This window comes from Microbacterium sp. 4-7 (assembly GCF_014332665.1).
Taxonomy (GTDB): Bacteria; Actinomycetota; Actinomycetes; order Actinomycetales; family Microbacteriaceae; genus Microbacterium.
In genome coordinates, this window is the sequence record NZ_MCRH01000005.1 from 411,320 (window position 1) to 436,272 (window position 24,953).

A 24,953-nucleotide genomic window follows, 5' to 3' on the forward strand; every position below is an offset into this window, starting at 1 on the left:
CGAGAAGTCGTGGCCGCAGAAGGTCACTGTGGCCGCACGAACCGTTGGCCATCATCGGCGCCGACGGGGTGGAAGATGCAGCCCCCGCGCGATCGCGGCCTGCAGAGTGCGCTCGACGTCTTCCCACCCGTGCACGATCTGCGCATAGGACAGGCGCAACACGGTGTACCCGCGCAGGCGCAGCTCGGCATCATGGGCGACATCGGATCCCCGCTGCGCAGACGAGGAGTGATGTGCGTATCCGTCGATCTGCACGACCAGGTGCGAGCCGATCACGATGTCGACCCGGCGACCCGCGAGCCGGACCTGCTGGCGCAGGGGCACACCCCAACCACTGAGCCGTACGACCACCATCGTCTCCAGGCCGGAGTCCGACAGTCCGATGACCTCCTCGGCTAGTGCGCGCGACCGCGGCTCACGCCATTCCACCAGTCGAAGAGCTTCGACGTCGAGCCGCTCGATGCGGACGGCCGACTCCCAGATCACCCGTGCGTCCTCGTGGAGGCAGCAGCCGGCGATGTGCGCCAAAGCGTCTTCGACGGACGCCGTGAGTCGCCGCGGGCCGCAGTCGACGAGCGGCGCGCCCCAATGCAGGGTCGCGTCATCTCGGTGGCGGTGCGCATTGGGCCCGACCTGCAGGTGCAGACCGCCCGGCGCTCGATCCGGCACCCACCACCCGCGACGACGTGCGAGCGACACGCAGGTCAGCCGCGCGGATGCCGCGGCAGCCGCCACCAGGTCGTCGGGCGCCGATGCCAGGGCCACCCACTGAGCGCGCAGGCGGCGCACTGCTCCGGAGCGGATCGCCCCACGAACCTGTCTCGGGGCGAAACCGTGTTCGGCAGCGTCCGATCGGTGGGCGATGCCGCCTCGCGCAGTGAGCCATTCCCTCAGGTCCATCGCCTCAGGATGCCGCCCCGCCCACCTCCTCGAAAGCCGGCTACCCGCATCCTGAGGAGAACCGACTGCCGAAGCGGGATGTGGAGGGGCAGTCACGCCCTCCACTTCGGCGGCTCGGGTGAGCTTCTGCGGCCGTGAGCTTCGGCCCTGGCCGCAGAAGGTGACCAAAGCCGCAGATGTGGGGAGGGGGAGGGGGACAGGAGAGGAGAGAGGGGGAGAGGGGGGAAGGGACACGAGCCTTGGCTCTGGGTACCATCGAGGTATGGATCCGCTGCTGCTCGCCGTCGAGTTGTGGTGGATCGCGCCCGCCGCAGCCGGGGGTGTCGCAGCCGGCGCGGTCGGGCTGCGTCGCCGCAGCATCAAGAGCGGACGCCGACTCGAGTACGACGCGGCTCGGCATGATCTCAAAGCCGCCAGGCAGACGGCGGTCGAGAGGCGGATGGCCGTCAAGCTGGCGCGCGCCGACGTCGCCCGCATCTCGGCCGAACGCAGCGCGCGGCGTGCGACCCCGGAGCAGGTCGCGGGTGCCAAGCGGATGCTGCGGGCGAAGGAGAACGACGCCAAAGCCGCGTCCGCCGACGTCCGCGCCAAGCAGGTGCGCCTGAACGCCGCCCGTGCGGCGATCCCGCCGGCATCCGCACCACGCCCCCTGGAGAGGCTTCAGGCGCAGCACGAGGCGATCGTCGTGCGCTGGATGAGCTACGAGACCGATCCGGGGCTGCAGATCGCCTACCCGGAGATGACCGACGTCCGACAGCCGGCGACTGCGGCGTATCTGCGCGCGGCAGCGCACGCGGTCGAGATGCGCCGCGCCGCCACCGGAAGGGTCAGCGCGGCGGACTTCGCCGCGTACCGCGACGCCGTCGCCGATCTCGAGCGGGCCTTCGAAGCGGCCGAGCACGCCGCTCGGGTGCACGCGGGAGAGGCGTCTTCGGCATCGTCCACCTGGCAGAATGCCGCGCAGGATGTGATCAGTCGGTCGGCCGAGGCGATCGACCGTGCCGCCGGTGCCGCCGCATCGGCGTTCGCCGCGTGGAACGAACGCAAACGCCCGGACAAGCGCTGAGCGCCGCCTCCGCAGGGCGAAGACGGCGCTCGATGCTCACGTGAGTGCGGTGCCTCAGGCGCCGATCGTCCGTGAGGCGATCAGCTGTCGATACCAGTGCCCCGAGTCCTTGACGGTGCGTTCGAGCGAGTCGAAGTCCACGCGCACGATGCCGAATCTCTTGGCATAGCCGTAGCCCCACTCGAAGTTGTCGAGGAGCGACCACACGAAGTAGCCGCGCAGGTCGACACCGCGCTGGATCGCACGATGAGCGGCCGTGAAGTGCCTGCGCAGGTAGTCGGTGCGCTCGGGATCGGGGACGGAGCCGTCCTCAGCCACCTCGTCGTCGAACGCCGCCCCGTTCTCGGTGACCATGAGCGGCTGCGACGGGAACTGCTCCGACAGCGAGACGAGCAGCTCCTCCAGTCCCTCGGGCGCGATGTTCCATCCCATCGCCGTGTACGGCCCCGGCTGCTCGACGAACTCGACCAGCTGATCGCTGCCCGGCCACGCCGTGCCTCCGGCCGTGCCCTTGTGCCCGTCGTTCTGCTGCTTCTCCGACACCCCGTCCCACAGGCGGACGGTCGCCGTCGAGTAGTAGTTGACCCCGAGGACGTCGATCGGCTGGTTGATCGTGGCGAGGTCGCCATCCTGCACGAACGACCAGTCGGTGACCGATGCCGTGTCGTCGAGGAGGTCTGCGGGGTACTCGCCGCGCAGCATCGGGTGGGTGAAGGCGCGATTCGCGAGACCGTCGATCCGGCGCATGGCCTCGTCAGCGCCGTCGCCGACGCCGCGCAGGACATGGAAGTTCAACGTCACCGAGTAGTCCGGGTCACCGGTCGACGTCGCCCGGAGCGCCTGGATGGCGCGCCCGTGCCCAAGGTTCAGGTGGTGCACGGCCGACAGCGCGGAGGCGGGCTCGTGCCGACCCGGCGCGTGACCGCCCTGACCGTAGCCCAGGTAGGCGGAGCACCAGGGCTCGTTGAGCGTGGTCCAGGTGTGTACCCGGTCGCCCAGTGCTGCGCCCACGATCGACGCGTATCGCTCGAAGGCATCGGTCGTGGCGCGAGAGGTCCACCCGCCCGCATCCTCGAGGTACTGCGGAAGATCCCAGTGGTAGAGGGTCGCCACGGGGCGGATGCCGCGCTCGAGGAGTCCGTCGACGAGACGCGAGTAGAAGTCGATGCCCGCCTGATTGACTCGTCCGTCTGCCGCAGGGACGATGCGCGGCCAGGCGATCGAGAATCGGTAGGCCTGCAGTCCGAGATCCGACATCAGGTCGAGGTCCTCATCGACGCGATGGTAGTGATCGCAGGCCACATCGCCGGTGTCGCCGTTCCACACCTTGCCCGGCGTTCGGCTGAACGTGTCCCAGATCGACGGCGTCCTGCCGTCCTCGTCTGCCGCACCCTCGATCTGGTACGCGGCGGTCGCCGATCCGAACGTGAAGCCCTCGGGGAGGACGAGTCCGGATCCGCGGTAGTCATCGGCGGGGGAGAGGGTCACCGGGTCACCTCCGTCAGGTCGGTTTCGTAGATCTTCTCACGGCCGTCGGGGCTCGTGACCGTCACCGTCGTCGACCCCGATCCGCCGGGGAACACGCGCAGTCGCAGGCCGTCGTGATAGTCGTAGTCCGGCCGATCGGTGCGGGCGCCCCAGGGGAGCGCGGTGCCGGGGCGCACGTACAGCGGCAGTGAATCGAAGGCATGGGTCTCCCGGCGCCATCCGCCGCCCACGACCGTCTCTCCCGTCAGCAGCGACGTCCACTCGCCCTCCGGGAGATAGAACTCCACCGTTCCGTCCTCCGAGAAGACCGGCGCGACGAGCAGGTCAGAGCCCAGCATGTACTGCCGGTCGAGGTAGCCGACGGCCGGGTCGTCCGGGAACTCCAGCTGCATCGGACGCATCACCGGCAGCCCGGTTCTCGAGGCGATGATGCCCTGCTGATAGAGGTAGGGCATGAGCTGCATCTTCAGGTGGGTGAAGCGCCTCGTCACGTCGACGGCCTCCTCGTCGAAGGCCCACGGCACCCGGTACGAGCTCGAGCCGTGGAAGCGGGAGTGCGAGCCGAGCAGGCCGAACGCCGTCCAGCGTTTGAAGACCCCAGCATCCGGAGTGCCCTCGAAGCCCCCGATGTCGTGGCTCCAGAAGGCGAAGCCGCTGAGCGCCAGCGACAGCCCTCCGCGCAGGGTCTCGGCCATCGACGCATAGGTCGAGGTGGAATCCCCGCCCCAGTGCACCGGCATGCTCTGTCCGCCCGCCGTGGCCGAGCGCGCGAACAGCACGGCGTCATCCGCGCCGCGGGCGTCGACGAGCACATCGTGCACCGCGCGATTGTAGAGATCGGTGTACAGGTTGTGCATGCGCTCGGGGTCGGAGCCGTCGGCCCAGACGACCTCGGTCGGGATGCGCTCGCCGAAGTCGGTCTTGAAGCAGTCCACGCCCTGGTCGATCAACCCACGGAGCTTCGACTGGTACCAGGCGGTGGCCTCGGGGTTCGTGAAGTCCACGAGACCCATACCCGCCTGCCACAGGTCCCACTGCCAGACCGATCCGTCGGGGCGCTGCACGAGGAAGCCCTGATCGGCGGCCTCGCGGAACAGCGGGGAGCGCTGGGCGATGTAGGGGTTGATCCAGACGCAGACGCGCAGGTCCTTGTCGTGCAGTCGCGACAGCATGCCCTCGGGATCGGGGAACACCCGCGAATCCCAGACGAAGTCGGTCCAGTTGAATTCCCGCATCCAGAAGCAGTCGAAATGGAACACCGACACCGGCAGCTCCCGCGCCGCCATCTCGTCGATGAACGAGTTGACGGTCTGCTCGTCGTAGTCGGTCGTGAAGCTCGTCGACAGCCAGAGCCCGTACGACCAGGCGGGAACCACCGGCGGCCGTCCGGTGAGAGCGGTGTAGCGCGAGAGGACCTCCTTCGGCGTCGGACCGGCGATGAGGAAGTACTCGAGCACCTCTCCCGAGACCGAGAACTGCACGCGCTCGACGGATTCCGAGCCGATCTCGTACGACACATGGCCCGGATCGTTCACGAGAACCCCGTACCCGCGGTTCGACACATGGAACGGGATGCTCTTGTACGCCTGCTCGCTCGAGGTCCCGCCGTCGGCGTTCCAGATGTCCACCGACTGACCGTTCTTCACCAGCGGGCCGAAGCGCTCGCCGAGGCCGTAGATGAGCTCGCCCACTCCCAGGTCGAGCTGCTCGTGCACGAAGACGGATCCGCTGGGGGTCGAGCCGCCCTGGCGGGCGTTGTCGACGATTCCGGCATCCACCTGCGCGTCCGGAGCGAGCCGGACGTAGCCCTGGGCCTTGTGCCCGCTTCCGGTCACACGCCTGCCGTCGACCTCGAAGGACAGGCCCCACGGCGCACCGTGGGTGATCCGCGCCACGAGCGAACCGGCATCCAGGACGCCGCCCGCCTCGCTCACGGACACGGCGGCGGCCCCCGCTCCTGCGCCGGGGAGGCCGAATCCGCCGTGCCAGCGGCCGCCTTCGTGGTGCGCGATGCGCACGCGCACCACCCCTTCGGCGGGAGAGGAGAGCGTGGTCGTGAGCACGGGACGGTTCAGGGTGTCGCCGCGCTTGGCGATCACCATGGTGGGCGCCGTGATGACGATCCCTCGCCCGTCGGGGGTGTCGGTGGTCTCGGCGATGTCATAGGCCTCCTGCGCGTACAGCGCGGTGACCCCTGGACGCAGTTGCCAGAACCCGTCGGTGAACTTCATTACTTGACTGCTCCTGCCGTGATGCCGCGCGTGAGGGTGCGCTGGAAGATGAGGAAGAAGATGAGCGTGGGGATGATGCCGAGCAGCGCTGACGCGCTCGTCGTCGTGACGTCCATGAGCCGGTCGCCCTGCAGCACGCTGATCGCCACGGGGACCGTCTGGTTGGCGTTCGACGCGAGGAAGGTCAGCGGGATCAGGAACTCGTTCCACGTCCAGATGAAGAAGAAGATGAGCAGCACCGACAGGGTCGGACGGCTGATCGGGAAGACGACCCGCCACAGGATCTGCCAGCGGCTCGCGCCGTCGAGAGACGCCGCCTCGAGGATCTCCTTCGGGAACGTCCCGTAGACCGACGACAGCAGATACGTGCCGAACGCCGCCTGGATCACGGTGAAGACGATGATCACCGACCACACGTTGTCGTACAGGCCGACGGACTTGAACATGTAGTAGAGCGGGTAGAGGAGGGCCTCCTGGGGCAGCAGGTTCGCGAGCAGGAAGAGCAGCACGATCCAGCTGCGTCCGCGGACTCGCCCGATGCCGATCGCGAAGGCGTTGAGCATCGAGATGACCACGGCGAGGACGGAGACCACACCAGCGATGAAGAGCGAGTTCCAGACCTTCTCGGGGAAGTTCACCCTCTCCCAGAACTTGATGATCCCGCCGAAGTCGAGGGTCTCGGGGAACGCCAGCGGACCCGACGTCGCGTAGTCGACCGGCGACTTGAACGAGTTGACCAGCACGAGGTAGAACGGCGCGATGATCAGCAGCGCACCGATCACGACGAGGGCGAGCATGAGCCAGTCGATCGGACGCTTCTTGGTCATGCCGCCGCGCGGACGGCGGGTGGCCGGCTTGCCGGTGACGATGGCGGTGGTGGCGTGCATCAGAGACCCGCCCTTTCCTTGCGCTCGAGCGAGTTCTGCACGCGGATGAAGATGATCGACACGATCACCACGACGATGGTCAGCACGGTGGCGATGGTCGCGCCGTAGCCGACGTTCCGCTTCGTGAAGAACTCCTGGTAGGCGTAGTACGCGGGCACCAGGGTGGCGCCTGCGGGGCCGCCGCGGGTGATGATGTAGACGGGGCCGAAGACCTTGAGTGCCGCGATCGTGCAGGTCAGAGTGACGACGAAGATCTCCGGGCGGATGATGCTCATCGTGATCGCCGAGAATCGCTGGAACCAGTTCGCCCCGTCGAGTTCGGCGGCTTCGTAGAGCTCAGGGTCGACGCGCTGCAGCGCCGCCATGAAGACGACCACGGGGTAGCCGAGCTGCACCCACACCATGACGACCATCAGCACGATGAGGGCCGAGGGCATCTGGCCGAGCCAGTCGTAGGCGGGGATGCCGAACCATCCGAGGATCTGGTTCAGCGCGCCGTCGCCACCCGGCCGGACGATCCAGCCGATCACGATGCCGGCGACGGCGATCGGGAGGATCTGGGGGAGGTAGTACGTCGCCCGCAGGAAGCTGCCCACCTTGCCGCCGAACTTGCGTCCGACGACGTCGAAGAGAAGGGCGGCGACGATGAGACCGACGATCGTGGGCACCACGACCATGGCGATGATCATCCACACCGAGTTCGTGAATGAGGTCCAGAAGTCGCTGTCGGTGAGGATCTTCTGCCAGTTCTCGAGACCGATGAACTCCGGTGTGCGGACGCCCTTCCACTTCGTGAAGGTCAGATACACGTTCCAGATCAGCGGGACGATGACGACGACGAGGAGCAGGACGAAGCCCGGGAGCAGGTACATCCAGTAGGCGCCGGTCCCACCGCTGCGCTGCGGGATCGACGGCTCTTCGGGCGGCAGCTTCGTGCGGCCCTCGCGGCGGGTGACGAGTGACATGTTCATCTCCAGGAGGATGCGGGGGCGGCGACGTGCGGTCGCCGCCCCCGCGAGTGGATCAACGGAATTCGGACGTGCCCTCGTCGTACTGCTCGCCGAGGTTGGTGTTGGTCGTCTCGGCGTCCTGCGTGCCGGTGATCAGACCCTGGAGCTCCTGGACGATCACGTCGTAGAAGCCGGGGGCGGGCCAGTCGGGGTAGAACGAGAGTCCGTCGGCGTCGAGCACGCCGTTGAACGTCTCGATCAGGGCCGCGCTCTTCTCATCGGTGATGTCAGCGGTGTCTGCCGCGACGGGGAGGCCGCCGTTGTTGCCGATGATCGCCTGGATCTCCGGCCGCATCGTGATGTCGATGAACTCGTACGCGAGCTCCTTGTTCGCGGCGTTCTCGGGGACGACCCACAGGTTGCCGGACGAGCCGAGCGAGAGATCCGCTCCAGGGAACGCCGTCATCGTCCAATCGAAGCCGGTGGCCTCCGAGACGAAGCGTCCGAACCACCAGGAGCCCGAGACGAAGATCGGCGAGGTGCCGTTGATGAACGAGACACCGGCGTCCTCGGCCTTGACCGATGAGACGTCCGAGGCGATGTAGCCCTTGTCGACGTAGTCCTGGAGCGTCTCGGAGGCGGCGGTGACCTCCGGGCCCTGCCAATCGACCTCTCCGTCGTAGAGCTGATAGGAGTCGACGAAGTCGCGGTCTCCCTCGAGCAGCGCGAGCTGATACCACAGCTGTCCGAGCGGGTACTCCGCGCCGGCCTCGGCGAGAGGGGTGACTCCCTGTGCGACGAACGCGTCGAGCACGTCGACGAACTCCTCGTAGGTGGTGGGGATCTCGAGCCCTGCCGCGGCGAACGCGTCCTGGTTGTAGTAGACGCCGACGAACTCGCCGTAGTTCGGGACGCCGAACCACGTGTCACCGCCCATCACACCGTCTTCGGAGTACTTCGCGGTGGTCTGGAGAGAGGGTGCGAGCTTCTCGTCCCACCCGTACTCCTCGACGGCGTCGGAGATGTCGGCGATCAGGCCGGTGGAGGCGAGGAAGCCGGCCGTCGCGTTGCCCTTGTTGAACTCCATGAGGTCGGGGGCGGCGTCCGTGTCGAGCACCTGGCTGGCGGTCTTCTGGATCTGCTCGAAGGACTTCTCCTCGAACTCGACCTTCGCGCCGGTCTCCTCCTCGAAGATCGCGATCGCCTCGGCCCACGCCTTGCCCATCGCACTGTCGGCGCCCTCGTAGTGCCAGAGCTTGAGGGTGTCGCCGCCGCCCCCCTCGTCGCCGGAACCGGCGGTGCATCCGCTCAGGGCGATGCCTGTCGCGGTGAGAGCGGCGAGAGCCGCCAACGTCTTCGTCCTGCGGGTGGTGCGTGCCATCGTCGGCACTCCTTTCTCGGTGGCCCTGGGGCCGGACACTTCAGTGGGTCGGGTGTTCAGTTGTGATGAGGCGATCGTCGAAGCGTTTCGATGATCGCGATGCGGCTGCGTGGTCGACGCCCGTCAGTCCCGCGCGGGAGCGACGGAGCCGGCGGACTGGTACTCAGGTGGGATCAGGTGGATCTGCGCGGGCAGGCCCGGTTCCTTCAGGCGTCGTACCGCGAGGTCGACGGCGAGCTCGCACGACCTCTGCGGCACGAGCGGGATCGTGTCGATCGGGACGACGAGCGCAGACGTGTCGAACGATGCGGCCGCCGAGATGACGGAGACGTCTTCTCCCACCGTCAGCCCCTGGGACGAGATCGTCTCGAGGAGGACGTCGTGGACGTCGCCGGCGGCGTGGACGATGAAGGCGCGGACGCCGCGCTCCAGCGCCAGCTCTGCGGCCGCGCGCACGGAGGAGGCATCGGTGGTCGTGACGCCCGTCGTCACCCAGTCGAGGTCGACGCCCCGCTCGGCCGCTCGCTCCTGCACGCCGAGGAGCAGGCGACGAGGGAAGTTCGACTTCCGGTAGGAGACCTCGGTCTGGCCGAACAGCGTGACCGACGTATGTCCGGCATCGGCCAGTCGATCCACCGCGAGATGCCCCGTCGCCTCGAAGTCGAGGTCGACACAGGTCAGATCCCGGGCGTCGTCGGGGATGCCGATGAACACGGTGGGGGAGCGCAGGGAGCGGGCGATGTCCGCGCGCTCGTCGTCGGGGGCGACGTCGAGCACGAGGATGGCGTCGACCAGATTGCTCGCGGCGACGCGGTTCATGCCCTCTGACGCCTGCTCGTCGGTCAGGAGGAGGATGTCGTAACCGCGGCGCCGCGCGGCGACCGCGGTCGCCAGCACGAACGCCATGTGGGTCGGGGCGTGCGTGTCGGCGCGGAGGGGCTCGGTGAGCCCGAAGATCTGCGTGCGGCGCCCGGCGAGCATCCGTGCTCCGGCGTCGGGCTCGTAACCGAGCGTGTGCACCGCGTCCTCGATGCGTCGGCGCGTCTTCTCGGAGACGGGGCGCTTGCCGCTCAGAGCGTAGGAGACCGTGCTGATCGACACTCCGGCGGCTTCCGCCACCTCGTGGATCGTCGTCATCAGGACTCCATCGTCGTGTCTCGGTCACATCGTCGAAGCGTTTCGCTCTCGCCTCTGACAGCGATGATAGGCACGGTTCGACGCTGCGCGCAACCTTTTTGTGGTCACTCGCAACAAATCGATCGCGGAGAACGCGGGAGCGGTCCCATCGATTCACCGGACAGGGCGACGGGGCCTCGATGGGGGAGGGGATTCGAGACCCCGCCGCCGGTCTACGAAGGGATGCGGATCTGAGCGATGACTTCGGAGTACTCGGTCTCGCCGACAGGGGTGAAGCCGACACGCAGGAAGAACGCCTCGGGGCCGTCTTCTCCGGCCTCGTAGATGACGTTGACGTGGTCGAATCCGCGGACTCGCGCCTCTTCGATGAGCTGCTCGACCGCGAAGCGACCCACGCCCTTGCCCTGGTCGTCGGCGTCGACGTTGATGCGCCACAGCACGGAGCGGAAGTGCTCTTCCGGGGCGTCGGCGTCGAAGTTCGCACTGACGAAACCGACGACCTGGTCGTCGTCGAGGACGACTCGCTGCCAGGAGGTCTGGGGGTTGATGACGGTCGCGGCGATGCCATAGGACACCGGAGCGAGGAACTGCTCCTGTCCGGGCTTGAGCGACATGTTGTTCACGGCGACGATCGTCGCAGCGGAGAGTTCGACCATGCGCAGTTCGGACATGATCACAGGCTAGCCCCTCATCGGGTCGCCGCGCAGAAACCTCGACTTTCGTCAGGGGTGCAGCTCTGCGGAATGCCGGAAGTCGATGTGCACCCCGCCTCCCGGCGAACGTGGGTCGGGAGCGGCTCAGGTATCTTGGTATCGAGACAAATATGCCCTCGCGAACGGAGAACCTCCTGGTGACCGACGACGCCATCATCTACACCTACACGGACGAGGCTCCGGCTCTCGCCACCGCTTCCTTCCTGCCGATCATCAAGGCCTACACGGGGCAGGCGGGCATCGAGGTCGAGACCCGCGACATCTCGCTCGGCGGACGCATCCTCGCGGCATTCCCGCAGAAGCTCACCCCGGAGCAGCAGGTCGGTGATTCCCTCGCCGAGCTCGGTGGCCTCGCCACGCTCCCCGAGGCGAACATCATCAAGCTGCCGAACATCTCGGCCTCGATCCCGCAGCTCAAGGGCGCGATCGCCGAGCTGCAGGCCCAGGGCTACGACATCCCCGACTTCCCGGACGAGCCGACCTCTCTCGAGGAGAAGGACGTCCGCGCCCGCTACGACCGCATCAAGGGCTCAGCGGTGAACCCCGTGCTCCGCGAGGGGAACAGCGACCGTCGGGCACCTCTGGCCGTGAAGAACTACGCGAAGAAGCACCCGCACCGCAACAAGCCGTTCGCCGAGGGATCGAAGACCCGCGTCGCGACGCTCGGTCACGACGACTTCAAGCACAACGAGCGCTCCTGGGTCGCCGCCCATGACGACGTCCTGAGCTTCCGCCACACCGCCGCAGACGGCACTGTGACGATCCTCAAGGAGGGGCTGAAGGTCCTTCCGCGCGAGATCATCGACGCGACGTTCCTCTCGGCCGCGCACCTCGACGCCTTCCTCGCCGAGACGCTCGAGACGGCCAAGAACGACGACGTCCTCTACTCGGTGCACCTCAAGGCCACCATGATGAAGGTCAGCGACCCGATCATCTTCGGTCACGTCGTGAGGGTGTTCTTCAAGGACGTGTTCGCGCAGTACGGCGACAAGCTGGCCGCCGCGGGACTCAACCCCAACGACGGTCTCGGCTCGATCCTCTCGGGCCTCGGTGACATCGCCGACGGCGACGAGATCGCCGCAGCATTCGACAGGGCCATCGCCGAGGGACCGCGTCTCTCGTACGTGAACTCCGACAAGGGGACCACGAACCTGCACGTCCCGAGCGACGTCATCGTCGACGCCTCCATGCCCGCACTCGTCCGCAACGGCGGCAAGCTGTGGGGCAAGGACGGCGGCGAGGCCGACACGCTCGCGGTGATCCCGGACTCCTCGTATGCGAGCGTCTATCAGGCGGTCATCGACGATGTGATCGCCAACGGCCCGCTCGACCCCGCCACGATCGGCACCGTGCCGAACGTGGGCCTCATGGCGCAGGCGGCTGAGGAGTACGGCAGCCACGACAAGACGTTCGAGATCGCCGCCGCAGGCACTGTTCAGGTGCTCGACAGCGAGGGCACCGTGCTGATCGAGCACGAGGTCGGCGCGGGTGACATCTGGCGTGCGACGCAGACGAAGCACATCCCGGTGATGGACTGGGTCAAGCTCGCCGTCTCCCGCGCTCGCGCCACGGGCGTGCCCGCGGTGTTCTGGCTCGATGCCAACCGCTCGCACGACGCGCAGATCATCGCCAAGGTGCACCAGGGTCTCGCGACGCTCGACACCAAGGGCCTCACGATCACGATCCTCGCTCCCGAGGAAGCCACTCGCTACACGCTGGCGCGGATGCGCCACGGCCTCGACACCATCTCGGTGACGGGCAACGTGCTGCGCGACTACCTGACCGACCTGTTCCCGATCCTCGAGGTCGGCACCAGCGCGAAGATGCTGTCGATCGTCCCGCTGCTCGCCGGCGGTGGCCTCTTCGAGACGGGCGCCGGCGGATCGGCCCCCAAGCACGTGCAGCAGCTCGTCGAGGAGAACTACCTGCGGTGGGACTCGCTGGGCGAGTTCTTCGCGCTGGCCGCGTCGCTCGAGCACTTCGCCGACCGCACCGGGAACGAGAAGGCCCGGGTCCTCGCGGAGACCCTCGATGCGGCGACCGGAACGTTCCTCGAAGAGGACCGCTCCCCGGGCCGCGCTCTCGGCACGATCGACAACCGCGGCAGCCACTTCTACCTGGGTCTGTACTGGGCGCAGGAGCTGGCGAAGCAGACGAAGGATGCCGAGCTCGCCGCGTCCTTCGCACCGATCGCCGCCACGCTCGCCGAGAACGAGGAGAAGATCGTCTCCGAGCTCAACGCCGTGCAGGGCAAGCCCGTCGAGATCGGCGGCTACTACCGCCCCGACGACGCGCTCGTCACCGCAGTCATGCGCCCGTCCACCACGCTGAACGGCATCGTCGACGCGCTGAGCTGACGCAGATCACAGAAGAAGGGGCCGGATGCGAGAGCATCCGGCCCCTTCTTCGCGTGATCCCTCCGCGGAATCGACGACGCGTCGCGTGCGGGGATCTGCTCGGTGAGAGCGGGGATCAGTAGTGGACCGCGACCTCGAGGCCCACGGGCGACCATTCGTAGACGTACCGGGCGACATCGATCGGCATGTTCACGCAACCGTGGCTGCGGGGATTGCCGAAGTCGTTGTGCCAGTAGGTGCCGTGGAAGCCCTCGTCGCCGTTGAAGTAGGTGACCCAGGGGACGTTGGGCGTCTCGGTGATCGAGCCGTCCGGCTCGCGGCTCTTCATGGTCTGCTCGCGCACGTGCGCGTAGACACGGAAGTTGCCGGTGTCGGTGGGTGTCGCGCTCTTGCCCGATGAGATCGCCCAGGAGCGCACGACCGCGCCGTTCTCGATGAGGGTCGCGGTCTGCGACCCGAGGTCGACATCGATCTTGCGCACGAGGTTGACGGACTCGAACGGCGTCTCGGTGACCTCGATGGGGAAGATGCCCTCGCCGGCCTCGAGCTTCGTCGCGACGTCTGATGCGAGGGCAGAGGTGTCGCCGATCGCGCGACCGCTCACTCCCTCGGCCTCGGTGCGGAGGATCTTGCCGGCCGAATCGACGATGTTCGTCGCGTTGACCGGGGCCCGGTCGACGGCTGCCGGGAGGGCGTCGATCGTCGCCTGGATCGAAGCCTCGTCGGCGACCACGCTGAGCTCGCCACCGTCGTCGACGACGGAGATCCAGGTCGAGGCGGTCGCCGCGTCGACGGGCACCGTGCGCTCTTCGCCGATGTAGAAGCCGATCGAGCCGAGCATCGTGTTCAGAGAGGTCGCGAAAGCCGTGGCGTCTTCATCAGTGATCGCCGGTGCGGCTTCGGCCGGGTCGCCGGAGAACTCGAGGCTCGTGCCACCGTCCGCGATCGTGTCGACGATCGCGGCGGTAAGACCGTCGAGGTCGACGGCCGTCCCGGTGGCTGAGGGGGTGATCGCGTAGCCACCGCCTGCGGCGTCGAAGACGACGCCGGCATCGACCGCGTCTTCGAAACTCGACGGCACGGCCTCACGCAACGCGGCCTCGGCCGTCGCGGGATCGAGAATGATCTCGCCGGCGACGGGTTCACCCATCCAGGCGGTCACGTTCCAGAGCGGACGCTCCGCGAAAGCGGCGTCCGCGAGTGCGGCCGCGTCGATCTCGGCGCCGAGATCCGCTCCCGTCAGCACGGTGTCGCCGCCTGCTCCGGTCAGAGTGACCTCTGCATCGGCGACGTGGGCCTGGATCGTGTCGGCCGCGGCACCGGGCGTGAGCCAGCCGACGGGAATCCCGGCGACCGTGGTGCCCGGCGCGATCAGGATCATCGAGGCGGCGGCCGTGCCCAGGGCCAGCGCGCCCACGCCGAGGCCGATCCACAGGCCGAGGCGCTTCTTCTTCGGAGCCGGTTCGATCGGCGCCCAGGCGAGTTCCTGGTCGCCGCTGCGCGGCGGCTGGGAGTCGGTGGGTGCGTCGCCGGAGTCGGCGGGCGCGACAGGATTCTGCTGGTCGCCGGAGGCGGTCGCCTCGGTCAGCTTCTCGGTCTTCGCATCCTGCGCTGAGATCAGATCGGTCACGAACTCACCCCCCGGTTTCTCACGTGTCCTTAGCGATATGCTACGCGATCGCTGATAACGAGGAGGCAACGGTCCGTGGACCGCGGAAATTCCCGATGCGTCAGTCGCTGATGACGGCGAGGCCGTCGATCTCGACCAGCATCTCCTCGCGGGGGAGGCCCGTGAAGACGGTCGTGCGCGAAGGCAGGACCCCGCTGGTGGTGTGCGCTGTCACGAACGCGCCATACGCGTCGTTCATGATCGCGAAGTCCTCGCGCTTGGTCAGGTAGACGCGCAGCATCACGACATCGTCGAATGTCGCGCCGGATGCCTCGACGATCGCCTTGACGTTCTCGAGCGTGCGCGTGGTCTGAGCCGCGACATCGCCGGGGAAGAGGTATTCGCTCGTCTGGGGGTCGACAGGGCCCTGCCCGGAGACCTGCACGATCGGGCCCTTTCGGATCCCCTGCGAGAAGGTGTGAGCGGGAGCGGGGGCGGCGTCGGTCGACACTCGGATCTTCGCGGTCATGCGACCAGCCTAGTAGCCTTGTTAGATGCCTCTACAAATCCCGGATCCTGTACTCGGCACCTGGGCGAAGGGTTTCCCTCCGCGTTCCGCGGGGCTGCGGCTGTCGGAGGTACCCGACGCGGGCCTGCACCTGTCCGATCTCGTGACGCCGGTGCTGACGGTCCACGAGGCGGCGCTCTCCCACAACGAATCGACCGTCTTCGCCTGGGCGGCGGAACAGGGAGTCGTCCTCGCACCGCACGGCAAGACGACGATGGCGCCGGCGCTCTGGCAGCGGCTGCTCGATGCCGGCGCATGGGGGATCTCCGTCGCGACGCCGTGGCAGGCCGAAGTCGCGGTCGAGGCAGGGGTCTCCACCGTGCTCATCGCGAACGCCGTCACGGATCGTGGCGCCGCGCACCACCTCGGCGCTCTGCTCGCTGCGGCGGGCGATCTCCGGATCCTCTGCTGGGCGGACTCCGTCGAGACCGTCGGCATCCTCGCCGACGCGCTTCACGACGCCGAGCGTCCTCTCGACGTGCTCGTCGAACTCGGTGGCCGGGGCGGGCGCACGGGCGCACGCAGCGTGGAGGACGGGGAGCGCATCGCCCAGGCGATCGTCGCGGCCCCCGGTCTGCGGCTCGCCGGAGTCGCCGGCTACGAAGGACCGTTCGGTCCCGACCGATCGGAGGCGTCTGTCGCCGCCGTCGACGCCTATCTGTCCACACTCGTCGACCTCCACCGTCGCCTCGAGTATCCGCCCGGCGTTCGGCCCGTGCTCAGCGCAGGAGGCAGCGCCTTCCCCGACCGGGCAGCGGCGATCCTGGCCCCTCACGGAGCGGATGCCGACATCGTGCTGCGGTCGGGTGCGTTCCAGATCCACGATGACGGCTTCTACTCGCGCATGTCGCCGTTCGGCGCCCTGACATCGACGGCGCCGCTGCGATCCGCCATGCACGCGTGGTCGCGCGTCGTCTCGCAGCCCGAAGAGGGACTCGCACTGCTGGACGCGGGCCGTCGAGATGTGCCGTTCGACCTCGACCTGCCGGTCCCACAATCGGTCGAGGGGCGGATCACGGCCCTGAACGACCAGCACGCCTTCCTCGCTCTTGCAGACGGGGCAGATGTCTCCGTCGGCGACGTGGTGCGTCTCGGGCTGTCGCATCCCTGCACGGCTTTCGACAAATGGCGCGTGGTGGCGGTCATCGACGACCCGGATGCGGCGGACCCCCGGGTGATCGGAGCGGTCGCGACATGCTTCTGAGCACCGAGAAGCCCGTGCGGGTGTACCGAGGCGTCACCGTGGTCGACGGCACCGGAGCCGAGAGGTTCGCGGCCGACGTCGCGGTCGAAGGAGCCCGCATCGTCGCGGTGATCCGCGACGGAGATGAGAGGGTCCTGGAACTGCCGGCGGATGCGGTGGAGGTCGCGGGGGCGGGGCGGGTGCTGGCTCCCGGGTTCATCGACATGCACGCGCACAGCGAGCTGGCCGTGCTGCAGGGAGCAGCCCACGACGCGAAGATCCTCCAGGGCGTCACGACGGAGGTGCTCGGCCAGGACGGGCTCGGCTATGCCCCGCTGGACGACGCGACGGCGGCGGTGATCCCGGCTCAGATCGCGGGCTGGAACGGCATGCCGCCCGCCGTCCCCTGGCGTTCGATGGATGACCTGCTCGCTGCGATCGACTCGGCCGCGGTGGGCAACGCCGCGGTCCTGGTGCCGCAGGGCAATCTGCGCATGATGGTGGTCGGTCACGAGAACCGGGCGGCCACACCTGCGGAGATCGCAGCGATGTCCGGCATCCTCGGCGCGGCGCTCGACGCAGGCGCGTTCGGCATGTCGAGCGGATTGACCTACACCCCGGGGATGTACGCCGACACGGCGGAGCTGGAAGCGCTCTGCCGAGTCGTCGCCGAACGCGGCGGCTACTGGGCGCCCCACACCCGAAGCTACGGCGGGGGAGCCCTGGACGCCTATCGGGAGGCGCTCGACATCGGCCGTCGCACCGGGTGCCCGATCCATCTCACGCATGCGACCATGAACTTCGCTCCGAACCGCGGGCGTGCGGCAGAGCTGCTGGCCCTGGTCGATGAGGCCCTCGACGACGGCGTCGACGTGACCCTCGACACCTACCCTTATCTTCCCGGTGCCACCACGCTCGCGGCGCTGCTTCCGAGCCGACTGGCCGAGAGCGGCGACCTGCTCGCGACCCTCGCTGCGCTCGATGAGAGCGGACGCGAGACCGTCCGCGTCGAGCTCGAGGAGATCGGCTGCGACGGTTTCCACGGGGAGCGTGCCGACTGGTCGGCCATCCAGATCTCCGGCACCTCGTCGCCCGAACTCGCGGACCTCGTCGGACGGACCGTCGCGGAGATCGCCGAGTCGTCCGGCAGGCGCTCGGTCGACGTGGTGCTGGACACGATCCTCGAGGATGCGGGGGCCACCGGCATCCTGATGCACATCGGCGACGAGGAGAACGTCCGCACGATCATGCGGCACCCGCGGCACAGCGGCGGCAGCGACGGGATCCTGATCGGCGCGAGACCGCATCCGCGGGGCCGAGGGACCTTCCCGCGCTACCTCGGGCACTACGTGCGAGAACTCGGGGTGCTCTCCCTCGAACAGGCTGTGCAGCACCTGTCCGGCACGCCGGCGATGCGGCTGGGCCTCGACCGGGGTGACGCGCCGCGGGGTGTGATCCGCGAGGGAGCGACGGCCGACCTCGTGCTGTTCGATCCCGAGACCATCACGGCGGGGGCGACCTTCGATGCTCCCCACGAGGCGCCGATCGGCGTCGACGAGGTGCTCGTCGGCGGTGTGCCGGTGGTGCTGGCGGGACACGCGTCCGGTGCGACACCGGGTCGAGCGCTGCGAATGACGCCCGCCGCGCATCGTGCCTCGGTCCCGAACATCCCGTCGGTGATCGATCCCGCTGCCGAGCCGTTCGAGTGGACGGTTCACACCCCGGTGTCGGCCCCGGAAGCGCTCGTCGCGAGCGCATCCCGTCTCGGCGAGCATCTCGAAACCGGGAATGCGGCATCCGCGATCACGCTGAGGATCGACGAGTCTCTCGCGGGGGAGCCGTTCGCTCGAGGGCGTGTCGGCGCCGAGGCATTCCGCGTGACGGTGACGGCCGAGGGAATCGACGTCGCGGGGGCGAGTGCGGCGGGCGTGTTCCGGGGCGTCACGCTGCTCCGGCAGCTGCGCGAGCCCGGCTCCGATCGCGCTCGGATCCCCGCAGGAACATGGCAGTCTGCTCCGGCTCACACCTGGCGGGGGGTCATGCTCGATGTCGCGCGGCACTTCCGCCCGGTCGAGGATCTCAAGCGACTCGTCGATCTGATGGCCGACCACCATCTCACGGTGCTGCACCTCCACCTCACCGACGATCAGGGCTGGCGCTTCGAGGTGCCGGGTTATCCGCTGCTCACAGAGGTGGGCGCGCGCCGCGAGGAGACACAGCGGGGCCACGGGCCGCACGCCACAGTGGTGCCGGGGCTGCACGAGGGTCATTACACGGATGCGGAGCTGCGCGACCTGGTCGCCTACGCCGCGGAGCGATTCGTGACGGTCGTGCCGGAAGTCGAACTGCCCGGGCACATCCAGGCGGCGCTCGCCGCGTACCCCGCGCTCGGCAACACGGATGCGAGCGAGCGCGCTGTCGCGCCGTGGTCGCGCTTCGGCGTGAACCCTCGCACCCTCGCGCCGACGGATGACGCCCTCGCGTTCGGGCGCGCGGCGATCGACGCCCTGTGCGACCTCTTCGACTCTCCGTGGATCGGCATCGGCGGCGACGAGGTGCCGGTCACCGAGTGGGCGCAGAGCGCCGCTGCGCGCGAGCGGATGGGCGAGCTCGGTCTCGCGACTCCCCACGACGTGCAGCCCTGGTTCACCGATCATTTCGTCGCCCACCTCCGCAGCCGTGGGCGCATCGCCCTGGCATGGGACGAGGTGCTCGAGGGCGATGTCCCCGAGGGTGTGCGGATCCTCGCGTGGCGGGGTCCCGTCGCGATGCGCGAGGCGCTGAGGCGCGGCATCCCCGTGATCGCGTGCCCCGACCTCGAGGTGTATCTCGACTACCCCCAGTCGGAATCGGCGGAGGAGCCGATCCGGGTCGGCCCGCCGCTGCCGATCGAGCAGGCCTACACGCTGCGCATCGAGGACGGCGCGGTCGGCGGACAGGCCAACGTGTGGACCGAGCACCTCCCGACGAGAGATCGGGTCGACTTCGCGATGTTCCCTCGTCTCGCAGCGATCGCCGAACGGCTGTGGGACGGCGGCGAACCACCCTCGTATGAGGGGTTCGCGCGACGTCTTCCCGTCCATCTCAGACGCCTCGCCGAGTCCGGTGTGCGGTATCGTCCTCTCGACGGTCCGACGCCCGTGCAGAGGCGTCCTGGAGTGCCGGGGAAGCCTCTGACACGCGAGGCGCGGCAGGCGATAGTCGCGGGCCTCGTCGAAGGCCTGGCGGACTCGTCGGGCACCGCCGCCGGAGTACTCTCGGCATAATGTAACGTTTCCGTAACCCTCCCTGTGCTAACTGTGGCAGGGGTTGCGAAATTTTTGTTCGTAAGGTCTACTAACAAACATGTCCGTATCGGATGGATCGCGTCCTTCGACGTCGCCAGATTACGTCGCCGCGAGCGCGCACGCCTTCGGCCCGGGGCGCCACCTGCGCTCTCGCTCGAAGGTGCTCCCGGAACACGCTCGCGGTCACAACCGCGCGCTCGTGCTGCAGACGCTCTATCACTCGGGAGCGATGAGTCGAGCGGACCTCTCTCGCGAGACCGGCCTCACTCGGGTCACCATCTCCGACCTCGTCGCGGAGTTCATCTCCGACGGCATCGTCGTCGAGATGGGAGTGCGCGAGACGGTCGGACCGGGCAAGCCTCCGATCCTCATCGACATCGACCGAGTCGGGCACCAGATCATCGGGATCGATCTCTCCGGCCCCCATGCCTTCGTCGGCGCTCTGCTCAGCCTCGACGGCGACGTGCTCGAGCGCCGTGAGGTGCCGCGGCCCGAGAGCGCAGACGGCGACGCCGCCTACGCCGCCACGCTGGAGCTGGCCCGAGCGCTCGCCGAGACGGCCACGCAGCCCATCCTCGGCGTCGGGATCGGCAGCCCCGGTGTCGTGCGTCCTGACGGCGTCGTGCTCAGCTCGCCCAACCTCGGGTGGAGCAATCTCCCTCTCGAGGCGAAGCTGGGCGTCGATCTCGATCTGCCGGTCCTCGTGCGCAACGACGCCAACGCCGCGGTGCTCGCCGAGTACACGTTCGGCGAGGCGAAGGCCGACTTCATGCTCATCAAGATCGGTCGCGGAGTCGGAGCCGGCGTCATCACCGGCAGCCAGCCGCTGCTCGGCAGTCGCTTCGCAGCGGGCGAGATCGGCCACGTCGTCGTGGGCACCGACGGTGGACCCCGCTGCGCGTGCGGCAAAGACGGCTGCCTCGAAGCGTGGCTGAGTGAGACGCGGCTGCGTCCCGCCATCGCAGACGCCCCCGGATCGCGCGACGAGATCCTCCGCGATGCGGGCACCCGCATGGGCATCGCGATCGCCCCGATCGTCGCGGCACTCGATCTGTCCGAGGTCGTGCTCTCGGGTCCTGAGGATCTGCTCGACGGCGTGTTGATCGACGCCGCGGTCGAGACCCTGCACGCGCGCACGCTCGAGGGCGTCTTCGAGGACGCGCTCATCCGCCGCACACACCAGGACGACATCGTCCTGCGCGGTGCCGCCGTGATGGTGCTGTCCAGCCAGCTGGGCGTCTCGTGATCCGTACCGGCGGGAGCGACCGCGTCCACGAGCCGAAGACGAGCAGGGGCACCATCCGATGACGGATGCGCTCGCCGTCGACCTGTCCGGTCGGCCCATACGAGTGGGCCTGGACGTCGGCGGAACCAAGATCGATGCCGTCGCGGTGTCCGCGGACGGAGACATTCTGGCGCGCCTGCGCCGACCCACCGGCTGGGGTGAGGAGGCAGTCGTCGTCAGCATCCTCGAGACGGTCGATGCGCTCGCCGACGAGGGAGGATTCGCTCGCTCGTCGGTCAGGTCGGTGGGCGTCGGGATCCCCGGGCTGGTCGACGCCGACACCGGTCGGGTGCTCCATGCCGTGAATCTCGGCGTCGAGTCCCTGGATCTCGCCGGGCGCGCCGGTCGACAGCTGGGTATCCCCGTCCGCGTGGAGAACGACGTGAAAGCGGCCGCCCTCGGGGCTGCGGTGCTGCGCGGCGTCGACGGGTCGATGGCCTATCTCAATCTCGGCACCGGGGTCGCTGCCGGGATCGTCGTCGACGGCACGATCTGGCGTGGCGCGCGAGGCACGGCCGGCGAGGTCGGGCACCTCTCGGTCGACCCGAACGGCCGTCTCTGCGGCTGTGGACAGCGCGGCTGCATCGAGACCTTCTGCGGCGGAGGCGCGCTCGCCCGAGCCTGGGATCGTCCCGGTGCGCTCCCGGTGCGCGACATCTTCGACGCAGCCGACACCGGTGACGAACGGGCGCTCGCGCTCCGCGCCGATCTCTTCCACGGCGGGGCCGCGGCGGTGCGTGCGCTCGTGCTCTCCGCCGACGTCGAACGCGTGATCATCGGCGGCGGCCTCACTTCGCTCGGCGACAGGCTCTACACGGGCATCCGCGACGCTCTCCGGTCCGATGCCGAGGCCTCGCCCTTCATGCGCTCGCTCCACCTGGACGACAGGATCGAACTGCTCCCTGCCGGCTCTCCCGCCGCGGCCTTCGGGGCCGCGGTCGTCGGCGCAACCACCCCCTCTAAGGAGACCGTTTCTCATGGCTGAAGTCGTCATCGTCGAGAACGCAGAAGCGGCAGGCGCCCTCGTCGCCGCCGAGATCGTCGAGCTGATCGACGGACGTGCGGATGCCGTGCTCGGCCTCGCCACCGGCTCGACGCCCCTCCCCGTCTACAAGGCGCTGCGAGGCAGGCTCGCGGGTCGCGACGTCTCGCAGGTGCGCGGTTTCGCCCTGGACGAGTACGTGGGGATCGACCCCGCTCATCCCGAGAGCTACCGCTCGGTCATCACCCGCGAGGTCGTCGAGCCGCTGGGGCTCGACCCGCGACGGATCCATGTGCCCAACGGCGCACAGGCCACCATCCAGCACGCAGGTGACGACTACGAGACCGCGATCGACGCGGCCGGAGGAGTGGATCTGCAGATCCTCGGCATCGGCACCGACGGACATATCGGCTTCAACGAACCCGGCTCTTCGTTCGCCTCGCGCACGCGCGTGAAGACCCTCACCGAGCAGACCCGCGAAGACAACGCTCGCTTCTTCGACTCGATCGACGACGTGCCCATGCACTGCATCACCCAAGGGCTCGGCACGATCCTTCGCGCTCGGCACCTCGTGCTGCTCGCCTTCGGAGAGGGCAAGGCACAGGCCGTGGCGGATGCCGTCGAGGGGCCGCTGTCGGCCATCCTCCCGGGTTCGGCGATCCAGCTGCACCCGCACGCGACCGTCGTCGTCGACGAGGCCGCGGCGTCCCGGCTGAAGCTCGCCGACTACTACCGCTACACCTTCGCGAACAAGCCGAGCTGGCAGGGGATCTGACGCGGTCGGCTCTCAGGGCCGAATCGTCGGCCACGCCAGCGGCAGCAGGTGCTCGATGCTGAGCGGCGCCAGCGGCAGCGTCTCGGCATCCGCGGGTGTGATCCATCGCAGCTCGGCGAGCTCCGCCTGGACGACGACCTCCGCCGCGGCGATGGACACCGAGAACGCGTCGGCCACGACTCGGTGACCGGGCTCGTTGGCCGCCTCGGAGACGAACGTGCCGAGCGGCTCCAGATCGCCCTCATCCAGGCGAAGGCCGAGCTCTTCGTGCAGCTCGCGGATCAGCGTCTGCGACGGGGTCTCCCCGGGCTCGGGCTTGCCGCCGGGTTGCATGAAGCGCGTCGTGCCCTGCTTGCGCACGACGAGCACCCTGCCGGCGTCATCGACGATGACCGCGGCGCTGACGTGGATGTCAGGCATCGGGCGCGAAGACCTTGCCGGGGTTGAGGATTCCCAGCGGATCGAACACCCGAGTGATCTGACGCTGCAGCTCCCACTGGTCGTCTCCGAGCTCGTCGGCCAACCAGCGGCTCTTCAGCGTTCCGATCCCGTGCTCTCCGGTCAGCGTGCCGCCGAGCGCGATCGCGGCCCGGAACAGCTCGTCCGCCGCCGCCCAGACCTCAGCGGGAGGCTCTGCGCCCTCGAAGATGAAGTTCGGATGCAGGTTGCCGTCGCCCGCGTGAGCGACCGTGGGGATCGCCATCGAGTAGGCCTTCTCGATGCGGGCGATCTCGTCGAACATGGCGGGCATGGCGCTGCGCGGCACCGACACGTCTTCGATGAGGGTCGTGCCGAGCGCCGACATGGCGGGGTGCATGGCACGCCGGATGGCCAGGAGGCGCTCTCCTTCTTCGCGGTCATGGGAGACCTCGGTCACACCCTGATGAGCCGTCAGGATGTCGGAGATCATCGTCGCCTCGGCCACTGCCGCCGGACCATCGGTCTGGATCGTCAGCTGGGCGCTCCCGGCCAGGGGCGAGGGGAGGTCGAGCAGGGCTGCGACGGCGGCGAGGCTCGCGGAGTCCATCAGCTCCATGATCGCCGGCTGCGCACCCGAGGCGGTGACCGCGGCCGAGGCGGACGCTGCGGCACGCACATCGGGGAAGACGGCCGTCACCGTGCAGGTCGTTCCCTCGACCAGTCGGCGCAGCTTGAGGGTGGCGCCGACGACCACGCCCAGCGTGCCCTCGGAGCCGATCACGAGCGAGGTGAGGTCGAGTCCTGTCACGCCTTTGACGCTGCGGTGGCCGAGGTGCAGCAGTCGGCCGTCGGCGAGAACCAGATCGACACCGAGGACCGCGTCTCGCACGACGCCGTACTTCGCACAGAGCAGCCCACCCGCTCCGGTGGCGATGTTGCCGCCGACCGTCGAGATCGCACGGCTCGCAGGATCCGGTGCCCACCAGAGTCCGTGCTCCGCGAGCACGTCGTTGAGGTCGGCATTGAGGATTCCGGGTTCGACGACGGCAAGCAGGTCGTCGGCCCGGATCTCGTGGATCGCGGTCATCCGGCGAGTGGACAGCACGATCTCGCCCTCGCCGCCGTTCGCCGCCCCGGCGAGACCGGTGCCGGCGCCACGCACCACGACAGGGGTCGCCGTCTCGGTCGCGATGCGCATCACCGTCTGGACGTGCTCGACCGTCTCGGCGTGCACGACCGCGAGCGGCCGCCCGGGCGCCGCATGCCCGGATCTGTCGGCGCGGGCTTCTTCGAGGACCGTCGCATCGGTGTCGACGATGTCGCCGAGTGCGGCGACGAGCAGGTCGAGGGCGCTCATCGGATGCGACGCCGGCCGCTCACGACGCCGGCGCCGACGGCGACCACGGCGAACGCGATGCCGATGAGGGGCTGGTCCATCAGCCACCACGCGATCGTCACGCCGACGTAGATGAGCAGCTCGACGACGACGCGAAGGAACGGATGCAGTCGCAGGACGGGTCGCGGCGAGAGGAAGAGCGCCCAGATCAGGATCACGACGACCGGAGCCCCGATGCCGAGGATGACGTTGTACGGGAAGGGCCAGGTGGCGAATCCCCACAGGGCGAGGGTGCCCACTGCGACGATCAGGACGACCGATCGGACGACGTCGAGGGCGGTGATGGTGGGGCGGTCGACGCCGGGAACGGAGGCGGGATCCTGGGACATGGATCCAGT

Annotated in this window: 20 protein-coding genes; 7 read left to right on the top strand and 13 right to left on the bottom strand. The window is 68.6% G+C overall.

Annotation, left to right across the window (positions count from 1 at the left end; translation table 11 throughout):
* Positions 1-51: 51 nt before the first annotated feature.
* Positions 52-900 (bottom strand): endonuclease domain-containing protein, encoded by an 849-nt coding sequence (locus BEP68_RS12030; RefSeq protein WP_187250097.1) that lies wholly within the window; start codon positions 898-900, stop codon positions 52-54.
* A gap of 262 nt (positions 901-1,162) precedes the next feature.
* Here BEP68_RS12030 and BEP68_RS12035 point away from each other — a divergent pair, with 262 nt between their 5' ends.
* Positions 1,163-1,966 (top strand): hypothetical protein, encoded by an 804-nt coding sequence (locus BEP68_RS12035; protein ID WP_187250098.1) that lies wholly within the window; start codon positions 1,163-1,165, stop codon positions 1,964-1,966.
* A 54-nt stretch (positions 1,967-2,020) separates the two neighbouring features.
* Here BEP68_RS12035 and BEP68_RS12040 read toward each other — a convergent pair whose 3' ends face one another.
* The 7 genes from BEP68_RS12040 to BEP68_RS12070 form a co-directional block, all read right to left on the bottom strand.
* Entirely contained in the window at positions 2,021-3,454 is a 1,434-nt protein-coding gene (locus BEP68_RS12040; protein ID WP_187250099.1) for a GH1 family beta-glucosidase, read from the bottom strand.
* On the bottom strand, positions 3,451-5,685 hold the full coding sequence (gene yicI, locus BEP68_RS12045; protein ID WP_187250100.1) for an alpha-xylosidase: 2,235 nt from the start codon (positions 5,683-5,685) through the stop codon (positions 3,451-3,453). The genes BEP68_RS12040 and yicI overlap by 4 nt, the downstream gene beginning before the upstream one ends.
* Positions 5,685-6,572 (bottom strand): carbohydrate ABC transporter permease, encoded by an 888-nt coding sequence (locus tag BEP68_RS12050; protein ID WP_222839353.1) that lies wholly within the window; start codon positions 6,570-6,572, stop codon positions 5,685-5,687. The genes yicI and BEP68_RS12050 overlap by 1 nt, the downstream gene beginning before the upstream one ends.
* Positions 6,572-7,537 (bottom strand): carbohydrate ABC transporter permease, encoded by a 966-nt coding sequence (locus BEP68_RS12055; RefSeq protein ID WP_157538122.1) that lies wholly within the window; start codon positions 7,535-7,537, stop codon positions 6,572-6,574. Before BEP68_RS12055 ends, BEP68_RS12050 begins: the two co-directional genes overlap by 1 nt.
* Positions 7,538-7,595: 58 nt before the next feature.
* Positions 7,596-8,903 (bottom strand): ABC transporter substrate-binding protein, encoded by a 1,308-nt coding sequence (locus BEP68_RS12060; protein WP_056277377.1) that lies wholly within the window; start codon positions 8,901-8,903, stop codon positions 7,596-7,598.
* Between the two features lie 123 nt (positions 8,904-9,026).
* On the bottom strand, positions 9,027-10,040 hold the full coding sequence (locus BEP68_RS12065) for a LacI family DNA-binding transcriptional regulator (RefSeq protein ID WP_187250101.1): 1,014 nt from the start codon (positions 10,038-10,040) through the stop codon (positions 9,027-9,029).
* Between the two features lie 212 nt (positions 10,041-10,252).
* Positions 10,253-10,711, bottom strand: coding sequence for a GNAT family N-acetyltransferase (locus tag BEP68_RS12070; RefSeq protein ID WP_053099400.1), 459 nt, complete (start codon positions 10,709-10,711; stop codon positions 10,253-10,255).
* A gap of 179 nt (positions 10,712-10,890) precedes the next feature.
* On the opposite strand from BEP68_RS12070, the gene BEP68_RS12075 reads away from it, so the two are divergent.
* The gene (locus tag BEP68_RS12075; RefSeq protein ID WP_056277754.1) at positions 10,891-13,110 is read left to right on the top strand and encodes an NADP-dependent isocitrate dehydrogenase; all 2,220 of its coding nucleotides are present in this window, start codon (positions 10,891-10,893) and stop codon (positions 13,108-13,110) included.
* Positions 13,111-13,225: 115 nt separating this feature from the next.
* Here BEP68_RS12075 and BEP68_RS12080 read toward each other — a convergent pair whose 3' ends face one another.
* Positions 13,226-14,740, bottom strand: a complete 1,515-nt coding sequence (locus tag BEP68_RS12080) for a L,D-transpeptidase family protein (protein ID WP_315985308.1) — start codon at positions 14,738-14,740, stop codon at positions 13,226-13,228.
* A 100-nt stretch (positions 14,741-14,840) separates the two neighbouring features.
* Positions 14,841-15,248, bottom strand: a complete 408-nt coding sequence (locus BEP68_RS12085; RefSeq protein WP_053095391.1) for a RidA family protein — start codon at positions 15,246-15,248, stop codon at positions 14,841-14,843.
* Positions 15,249-15,273: 25 nt separating this feature from the next.
* Between BEP68_RS12085 and BEP68_RS12090 the strand changes: the two genes are divergently transcribed.
* From BEP68_RS12090 to nagB, 5 genes are all read left to right on the top strand, one after another.
* Positions 15,274-16,491 carry an alanine racemase gene (locus tag BEP68_RS12090; protein WP_222839355.1) on the top strand — a complete coding sequence of 406 codons (1,218 nt, stop codon included), beginning with the start codon at positions 15,274-15,276 and terminating at the stop codon, positions 16,489-16,491.
* The gene (locus tag BEP68_RS12095) at positions 16,482-19,736 is read left to right on the top strand and encodes a family 20 glycosylhydrolase (RefSeq protein WP_187250102.1); all 3,255 of its coding nucleotides are present in this window, start codon (positions 16,482-16,484) and stop codon (positions 19,734-19,736) included. Before BEP68_RS12090 ends, BEP68_RS12095 begins: the two co-directional genes overlap by 10 nt.
* Positions 19,737-19,815: 79 nt before the next feature.
* Positions 19,816-21,003, top strand: a complete 1,188-nt coding sequence (locus tag BEP68_RS12100) for an ROK family transcriptional regulator (protein ID WP_056277392.1) — start codon at positions 19,816-19,818, stop codon at positions 21,001-21,003.
* Between the two features lie 58 nt (positions 21,004-21,061).
* Complete coding sequence (locus BEP68_RS12105) at positions 21,062-22,027, top strand: ROK family protein (RefSeq protein WP_171821895.1); 966 nt, start codon at positions 21,062-21,064, stop codon at positions 22,025-22,027.
* On the top strand, positions 22,020-22,799 hold the full coding sequence (gene nagB, locus BEP68_RS12110; protein WP_187250103.1) for a glucosamine-6-phosphate deaminase: 780 nt from the start codon (positions 22,020-22,022) through the stop codon (positions 22,797-22,799). Before BEP68_RS12105 ends, nagB begins: the two co-directional genes overlap by 8 nt.
* Before the next feature lie 12 nt (positions 22,800-22,811).
* Here the strand turns inward: nagB and BEP68_RS12115 are convergent, their stop codons facing one another.
* The 3 genes from BEP68_RS12115 to BEP68_RS12125 are packed head-to-tail and all read right to left on the bottom strand — an operon-like array spanning position 22,812 to position 24,944.
* Positions 22,812-23,219, bottom strand: a complete 408-nt coding sequence (locus BEP68_RS12115) for an NUDIX hydrolase (RefSeq protein ID WP_187250104.1) — start codon at positions 23,217-23,219, stop codon at positions 22,812-22,814.
* Positions 23,212-24,576, bottom strand: coding sequence for an FAD-binding oxidoreductase (locus BEP68_RS12120; protein WP_187250105.1), 1,365 nt, complete (start codon positions 24,574-24,576; stop codon positions 23,212-23,214). Before BEP68_RS12120 ends, BEP68_RS12115 begins: the two co-directional genes overlap by 8 nt.
* On the bottom strand, positions 24,573-24,944 hold the full coding sequence (locus BEP68_RS12125) for a YrdB family protein (protein WP_053095398.1): 372 nt from the start codon (positions 24,942-24,944) through the stop codon (positions 24,573-24,575). Before BEP68_RS12125 ends, BEP68_RS12120 begins: the two co-directional genes overlap by 4 nt.
* Positions 24,945-24,953: the final 9 nt, after the last annotated feature.

What these genes read in the sequence shown, in the direction of transcription:
- BEP68_RS12030 (WP_187250097.1), bottom strand. Translation starts at nt 900, where the DNA reads ATGGACCTGAGGGAATGGCTCACTGCGCGAGGCGGCATCGCCCACCGA.
- BEP68_RS12035 (WP_187250098.1), top strand. Translation starts at nt 1,163, where the DNA reads ATGGATCCGCTGCTGCTCGCCGTCGAGTTGTGGTGGATCGCGCCCGCC.
- yicI (WP_187250100.1), bottom strand. Translation starts at nt 5,685, where the DNA reads ATGAAGTTCACCGACGGGTTCTGGCAACTGCGTCCAGGGGTCACCGCG.
- BEP68_RS12050 (WP_222839353.1), bottom strand. Translation starts at nt 6,572, where the DNA reads ATGCACGCCACCACCGCCATCGTCACCGGCAAGCCGGCCACCCGCCGT.
- BEP68_RS12055 (WP_157538122.1), bottom strand. Translation starts at nt 7,537, where the DNA reads ATGTCACTCGTCACCCGCCGCGAGGGCCGCACGAAGCTGCCGCCCGAA.
- BEP68_RS12060 (WP_056277377.1), bottom strand. Translation starts at nt 8,903, where the DNA reads ATGGCACGCACCACCCGCAGGACGAAGACGTTGGCGGCTCTCGCCGCT.
- BEP68_RS12065 (WP_187250101.1), bottom strand. Translation starts at nt 10,040, where the DNA reads ATGACGACGATCCACGAGGTGGCGGAAGCCGCCGGAGTGTCGATCAGC.
- BEP68_RS12070 (WP_053099400.1), bottom strand. Translation starts at nt 10,711, where the DNA reads ATGTCCGAACTGCGCATGGTCGAACTCTCCGCTGCGACGATCGTCGCC.
- BEP68_RS12085 (WP_053095391.1), bottom strand. Translation starts at nt 15,248, where the DNA reads ATGACCGCGAAGATCCGAGTGTCGACCGACGCCGCCCCCGCTCCCGCT.
- BEP68_RS12090 (WP_222839355.1), top strand. Translation starts at nt 15,274, where the DNA reads ATGCCTCTACAAATCCCGGATCCTGTACTCGGCACCTGGGCGAAGGGT.
- BEP68_RS12095 (WP_187250102.1), top strand. Translation starts at nt 16,482, where the DNA reads ATGCTTCTGAGCACCGAGAAGCCCGTGCGGGTGTACCGAGGCGTCACC.
- BEP68_RS12100 (WP_056277392.1), top strand. Translation starts at nt 19,816, where the DNA reads ATGTCCGTATCGGATGGATCGCGTCCTTCGACGTCGCCAGATTACGTC.
- BEP68_RS12105 (WP_171821895.1), top strand. Translation starts at nt 21,062, where the DNA reads ATGACGGATGCGCTCGCCGTCGACCTGTCCGGTCGGCCCATACGAGTG.
- nagB (WP_187250103.1), top strand. Translation starts at nt 22,020, where the DNA reads ATGGCTGAAGTCGTCATCGTCGAGAACGCAGAAGCGGCAGGCGCCCTC.
- BEP68_RS12115 (WP_187250104.1), bottom strand. Translation starts at nt 23,219, where the DNA reads ATGCCTGACATCCACGTCAGCGCCGCGGTCATCGTCGATGACGCCGGC.
- BEP68_RS12120 (WP_187250105.1), bottom strand. Translation starts at nt 24,576, where the DNA reads ATGAGCGCCCTCGACCTGCTCGTCGCCGCACTCGGCGACATCGTCGAC.
- BEP68_RS12125 (WP_053095398.1), bottom strand. Translation starts at nt 24,944, where the DNA reads ATGTCCCAGGATCCCGCCTCCGTTCCCGGCGTCGACCGCCCCACCATC.